At 66.9% G+C, this 3,598-nt stretch carries 2 protein-coding genes; both read right to left on the bottom strand.

Annotation, left to right across the window (positions count from 1 at the left end; genetic code table 11):
* Positions 1-106: 106 nt before the first annotated feature.
* Positions 107-1,210, bottom strand: coding sequence for a hypothetical protein (locus ABZ260_RS48465; protein ID WP_355632012.1), 1,104 nt, complete (start codon positions 1,208-1,210; stop codon positions 107-109).
* Positions 1,117-2,823, bottom strand: a complete 1,707-nt coding sequence (locus tag ABZ260_RS48460) for a hypothetical protein (protein WP_355632010.1) — start codon at positions 2,821-2,823, stop codon at positions 1,117-1,119. The genes ABZ260_RS48465 and ABZ260_RS48460 overlap by 94 nt, the downstream gene beginning before the upstream one ends.
* Positions 2,824-3,598 lie beyond the last annotated feature (775 nt).

Genomic DNA, 3,598 nt, shown 5'->3' with positions numbered 1-3,598 from the left:
CGAGGGTGCCGTCGAGGTGTTCTACCGGGCGACCGACAACGCGGGCAACGTCTCGCAGGTCGGCAAGGTCACGGTGCCCCGAAATACGGCGAAGTCCCCCGGGGAGCTACTTCTCCTCGGGCTTGCTCCGGCGATTCTGGCCCTGCTCGTCCGCCTCGTCCCGATCGTCGTGGATATCGGGGGCATCGCGGAGAATGTCGCCGAAGTCAGGTTCGATGAAGGCCGGCTCGACAGCCAGGTCGGCCTTTCCCTCCTTCTCCTGGATCTTCCGCTCGATACCCGCCGTTCCGTTCGCGTCAGGAGCGCCGTTGTCCAGGGCATCACCGATCACGGGCTTTCCCGTACCGAACGCCTCCTCGTAGAGATCGTCTTCGTCCTCGATGTCCGCGTCCAGAGTCGCCGCGTCGTCGATGTCGACCTCGTCGATGACGTCGTCGGCGTCGATCTCGTCATCGGCGTCGTCATCGGCGTCGTCCAGGAAGCGGTCGCCGTCGACGGCTTCCTCGTCCTCGAACTCGTCGTCCTCTTCGAGATCCTCGATGACGGCCCCGGTCAGCTCCGCGTAACGCTCGGCCGCATCGGTCTCGCCGTCCTCGTCGAAAGCCATCGCCCGGCCGAACCACTCGGTGGCGGGCCCCTCGTGACCCGCCTCGAACAACGCGTCGGCGTAGGCGAAGGCGAGACGGGCCGACCAGGGCTGAGGACGCGTGTCGCGCAACTCGGGAAGGCGCTGGAGGGTGATGACCGCGGCATCGTTCTGGCCGAGATCACGCCGGGCGCCGGATTCCACGATGGCGAGCTCGATCTTGCCGACGCGGTCGAGCCGCTCGGCCTCCTTGGAGCGGACCAGGTCGAGGGCGCGCTCGGGGCGGCCGAGGCCACGCTCGCAGTCCGCCATGATCGGCAGGAATGAGTCAGAACCTGTCATCCGGCGGGCCGCACGCAGGTCACTGAGTGCTTCGGAGAAGTGGCCGGCATGGTAGGCCGCGATGCCGACCGCCTCGCGGATCACTCCGATCCTGGCCGCGAAGCGGCGGGCGACCTTGGTGTGCTCGTACGCCCGCTCCGCGTCGCCCTCGCCCAGAGCCCTCTCGGCTGCCACGAGGTGGCGAGAGATCAGCTCCGCGAGGTCGAGCGGGAGGGAACGGAGCTCCTCGCGAATCTCCTTGTCGAGCTCCTCCGCGGTGATGTCCGGGGCAAGCTCGGGCAATTCCTCACGCTGGCGGCTGGGAGCCTCGTCACGGCCACCGGGCCGGTCATCCCGGCCATAACGGGTGCGTGACCCCTCACCATCGCGGTCTCCCCGGTAGCCGCCGGCGGGACGGTCGTCGCGGTTGAACGGCCTGCGCTCACCACGGTCATCGCGGTTGAAGGGCCTGCGCTCGCCACTGTCGGGACGCGAACCGTAACGGCTACGGGCCTGGTCACGATCACCGTACGAACGACGCTCCCCACCTGGGCGATCATCACGGTTGAACGACGGACGCTCCCCACCCGGACGCTCATCGCGGTTGAACGGCCTGCGCTCACCACGATCATCACGGTTGAAGGGCCTGCGCTCGCCACTGTCGGGACGCGAACCGTAACGGCTACGGGCCTGGTCACGATCACCGTACGAACGACGCTCCCCGCCCGGACGCTCATCACGGTTGAACGACGGACGCTCCCCGCCCGGACGCTCATCGCGGTTGAACGGCCTGCGCTCACCACGATCATCACGGTTGAAGGACGGACGATCTCCCCGGTAACCACCACCCGGACGATCATCTCGGTCGAACGGCCTGCGCTCACCACGATCGGGACGCGGACCATACTGACCACGCGACTGATCGCGGTCACCGTACGAACGACGCTCCCCACCCGGACGGTCGTCACGGTTGAACGGCCTGCGCTCACCACGATCATCACGGTTGAACGACGGACGCTCCCCACCCGGACGCTCGTCGCGGTTGAACGGCCTGCGCTCACCACGATCATCGCGGTTGAAGGGCCTGCGCTCGCCACTGTCGGGACGCGAACCGTAACGGCTACGGGCCTGGTCACGGTCACCGTACGAACGACGCTCCCCGCCCGGACGGTCATCGCGGTTGAACGGCCTGCGCTCACCACGGTCGTCACGGTTGAACGACGGACGCTCCCCGCCCGGACGCTCATCGCGGTTGAACGGCCTGCGCTCACCACGATCATCACGGTTGAAGGACGGACGATCTCCCCGGTAACCACCACCCGGACGATCATCTCGGTCGAACGGCCTGCGCTCACCACGATCGGGACGCGGACCATACTGACCACGCGACTGATCGCGGTCACCGTACGAACGACGCTCCCCGCCCGGACGGTCATCGCGGTTGAACGGCCTGCGCTCACCACGATCATCACGGTTGAACGACGGACGCTCCCCACCCGGACGGTCATCGCGGTTGAACGGCCTACGCTCACCACGATCATCACGGTTGAAGGACGGCCTGTCGCCGCGGTCACGGGCCCCGTAGGAACCGCCTCGGGACTGGTCGCGATCACCATAGGAGCGCTGGTTGTCACCACGCGGCCCCGAAGACCTCTGCCCACCGCCCGGCCGGTCGTCTCGGTTGAAAGGAGGACGACCGGAACCACGGTCGTCACGGTTGTAGGACGGCCTGTCGCCGCGGTCACGAGAGCCGGAAGAACCGCCCGGGCGCCCCTCTCGGCGCTCACCATATCGGGGGCCGTCTCCCGGACGTCCCCTGTAGCCACCTGCGCGATCGCCGCGGTGACCTCCCTGACCGCCAGATCCGCGGTTCTCGCCCTCTTCGCGTCGACCCGCGCCTTCAGGCCGGTTGTCACTGTTCACTTCTGGTCCATTCGTTGGCTCACTCTGCGAGCGCATCCCATCTCCTCGATCGGATGGGACGGTTCGCTGTGCGGGCGGTCTCCGGCCGCGGGGTGCGCCCCGTTCGCTATCGCTGCCCCGCCCTATCGTGGTCTGGCGCGACGAAGGCCACCCGCTGGTGGGGTGGCCCGGCCTCTCCAGCCTAGCAAGCCATTGAAACTCCATACGCCCTTCTCCGGTACCCGTAAATGATCACGAACGTCGTGGCGCAGTCCATTGCCGGATTTCAGAGCGCTGCGGAGTGTCCGGTCCCCGCCTGCCATCGCAGGTCCGGCAGAGCAGAGGGTCGCTCAGCGGAGGCTCGCCCCGATGGCGAAAGAAGTCCAGCGGCCCGCGGAGGCCTTGACCGGAACACGAGCGGCTGGCTTTCCGTCAAACTCCTGCTCCTGGGATGATTTCCGCATCTCCCAGAAGCACCTTTCGGAACTCTCCTTGGAAAGCATGAGAAACACCGGCCGGCGGTTCGGATTCCAGTGCGTGGAAACACCAAGAACGCCCACCGACCGGCGGGGTCCAGGTACAGCCCCTTGTTCGGAGATTCCCCGGAAACCACTACGAACCGGTAAGAGCCGAGGCCGACCCCCTTACCCGGAAGCCCGCCGAAAACCCCAGAAAAACCCCGCAAGCCCCTTTCCGGAACCCTTCCCGGAAAGCACGAAGGCCCCCACCAAAAGGTGAGGGCCCTCAATGAAAGATTGTCCGGCGGCGACCTACTCTCCCACACCGTCC

This window comes from Streptosporangium sp. NPDC006013 (genome assembly GCF_040614275.1).
Lineage (GTDB): Bacteria > Actinomycetota > Actinomycetes > Streptosporangiales > Streptosporangiaceae > Streptosporangium.
Note: the sequence above shows the minus strand (reverse complement) of the source record. Positions and strands in the feature narration are given on the sequence as shown.